This is a genomic window from Pseudoalteromonas sp. UBA2102 (assembly GCF_002331165.1).
GTDB lineage: Bacteria > Pseudomonadota > Gammaproteobacteria > Enterobacterales > Alteromonadaceae > Pseudoalteromonas > Pseudoalteromonas atlantica.
The window spans coordinates 1-2,791 of the sequence record NZ_DCYU01000142.1; the positions used below are offsets into that span (position 1 = coordinate 1).

The window sequence follows — 2,791 nt, forward strand, 5'->3', positions numbered from 1 at the left end:
TGCCTATATGGCGTTTTACGTTTATTTAATAATGTTAGTGGTACAGTGGTCGGTTGCTACCTTTAGCAAAGCTAAACAACCTAATGCTGTACCAGGTAAAATAAGCGATGATTTATCGCACGACAGTTTTATATTCAGGGCTCATCGTACTTTTCATAACACACTAGAAAACAGTGCGCTATTTATTGGTACTGTGCTGTTTGCATTTGTTATAAATTACCAAAGCCCTGTATTTGCTATGTGTGTTTGGGTGTATGTAATAGCGCGATTAATTCATATGGTGTTGTATTACGTTATAGCTACCGAGAAAAACCCAAGCCCACGCACTTACTTCTTTTTAATCAGTTTTATTGCCAATATTGTCATGCTAATTTTAATTGGCTTAAGGTTAATGGCTTAATATCACGTGGTTAAAGGCTATTTAGGCGTTTGTATAAAAAAGCGAAAGGGCTGTAGTTAGTCCTTTCGCTTTTTTGTTTTTAACTGAAATTAATCTACACCAATAAACCCACCGGTTTGGTGCGCCCAAAGGCCAGCATAAATACCATTTTGTGCAATAAGCTCTTCATGACTGCCTTGCTCTACCACACCACCTTTATCAAGTACGATAAGTCTGTCCATTTGCGCAATAGTCGATAGCCTGTGGGCAATTGCAATAACCGTTTTTCCTGTCATTAAGTCATCTAAACTTGCTTGTATGGCAGCTTCTACTTCTGAATCCAGCGCACTGGTGGCTTCATCGAGTATTAAAATAGGTGCATTTTTAAGTAATACCCGCGCTATAGCGATACGTTGGCGTTGCCCGCCAGATAGGGTGACACCGCGCTCGCCAACTTGTGCATCAAACCCTTTATTGCCTTTGCTATCTTCTAAATCACTTATAAAGTCGAGCGCTTTAGCTTGCTTGGCAGCGCTGAGCATTTCAGCTTCTGAGGCATCGGGTCGACCGTATAAAATATTATCTTTTACAGAGCGATGCAGCAGGGAAGTGTCTTGGGTCACCATGGCTATATAACGGCGAAGGCTTTCTTGGCTTACATCGGTAATGTTTTGGCCATCAATTTTAATGGTGCCAGAGTCAGTATCGTAAAAACGCAGTAATAAATTCACTAAGGTTGATTTACCTGCGCCAGAGCGGCCCACTAAGCCAATTTTTTCACCGGGTTTTATATGTAGGTTTAGGCCGTTCATTACAGGACCACGATTGGTTTCGTTAGCGGCTTTACCATAGTTAAAATGCACGTTTGTAAATTCAATATTGCCCTTAGTAACTTCAAGCGTGCTCGCATTGGGTTTGTCAGCTACTTTTATTGGCGTCGATAAGGTTTTCATGCCATCGGTGGCGGTACCAATGTTTTCAAACAAACTGCTTATTTCCCACATGATCCACTGCGCCATGCCATTTAATCTAAGCGATAAACTTACTGCTACTGCAATTGCGCCTGCGCTAATTGCACTTAACGACCACAAATAAAGAGAGAGTGCGGCCACGCTAAATACTAATAAGTAATTTAGGCTATTAATGGCAAAGTTAAGGCTGGTTACTAAGCGCATTTGCTTATAAACCGGTTTTAAAAAAACATCCATGCTTTGTTTAGCGTATTGTTCTTCGCGTTGCGTGTACGAAAAAAGCTTAATGGTCGATATATTTGTATAGCTGTCGACTATTCGGCCGGTCATTTCTGAACGTGCATCGGCCTGCGAGCTGGCAATTTTTTTAAGTTTTGGCACAAAGTACATTTGAATGGCGGCATAAGCAATTACCCACACTAAAAGTGGCAGCATTAAACGCCAGTCTGCTTCGGCAACTAAAAACACCATAGCGCCAAAATAAACCACTATGTACATTAGTACATCGAGCAGCTTCATTACGGCTTCGCGCACGGCCAGTGATGTTTGCATTACTTTTGTGGCGATACGCCCTGCAAACTCGTTTTGATAAAAGCTCACACTTTGACGTAATAAGTATCTATGCGCCAACCAACGAATCGACATAGGGTAATTACCCAGTAATGCTTGGTGTAAAATAGCCGAGTGAAAAAACACCACAATAGGCAACACCACTAAAAGCACTACTGCCATTTTTATAAGCTCGGCTTTTTGCTCTTCAAACAAAGTTTGTGGTGTGTAGGTGCCCAACCAATCAACCAATTGGCCCATATAGCTAAACAACGACACTTCTAAAATAGCAAGCAGGGCAGCACTAACAGACATTAAAACTAGCGACAATTCCATGCCTTTAGTGTAATGACGACAAAACGCAAATAAGGTAGAGGGTGGCTGCGTTGGCTTTTGCTCAGGAAATGCGTTGGTCATTTTTTCGAATAATCGATACATTTTATAAACTTAAATGACAAATAATAGAAAATGATCATACCATTTAAGGAGCGCGCTGTAGAACTTTAACGACTAAATGACACAGCTAATTTTATCGAAGAGGGTTTGTAAGGTTTACGCCTTTAATCATGTAAATGTCGTCATAGCGTAACCCCCCATTTCCGTAAGGATTTTTGTGAGGGCCCGTATTGCAGTTAGCTAAAAAGTAGCTAAGTGGGCGTTCGCGTTTCATTCTAAAGGTGGCATTTTTATACACTAAGGTTTGGTTTTTAAATTCGCCGCCTTGCACGTATACATTGTATTGCTGACCTTGCATTTTTACCGATGCATTATTAACAACGTACCAAATGTTGTACCAACTGTTTGTATCAAGTGGTTGAGCCGATTGCGCTTGTGCATAGTTTTGGATATTACTATAGCCCTTATCAGTTTTGACCATTAGCGCCCCGGTATT

Annotated in this window: 2 protein-coding genes and 1 pseudogene; 1 reads left to right on the forward strand and 2 read right to left on the reverse strand. The window is 41.0% G+C overall.

Features of this window, described 5'->3' with window-relative positions:
- The coding region (locus B2R65_RS18275; protein WP_286745041.1) for an MAPEG family protein at positions 1-400 on the forward strand (400 nt) is incomplete at its 5' end.
- A gap of 89 nt (positions 401-489) precedes the next feature.
- Here the strand turns inward: B2R65_RS18275 and B2R65_RS18280 are convergent.
- Positions 490-2,337: an ABC transporter ATP-binding protein gene (locus B2R65_RS18280; protein ID WP_055014296.1), complete on the reverse strand. Its 1,848-nt coding sequence runs from the start codon at positions 2,335-2,337 to the stop codon at positions 490-492.
- A gap of 91 nt (positions 2,338-2,428) precedes the next feature.
- Positions 2,429-2,791, reverse strand: a pseudogene (locus B2R65_RS18285) (hypothetical protein); the annotation flags it as partial.

Bases quoted from the DNA above. Each gene is read 5' to 3' on its own strand.
- B2R65_RS18280 (WP_055014296.1), bottom strand. From the start codon at position 2,337: ATGTATCGATTATTCGAAAAAATGACCAACGCATTTCCTGAGCAAAAG.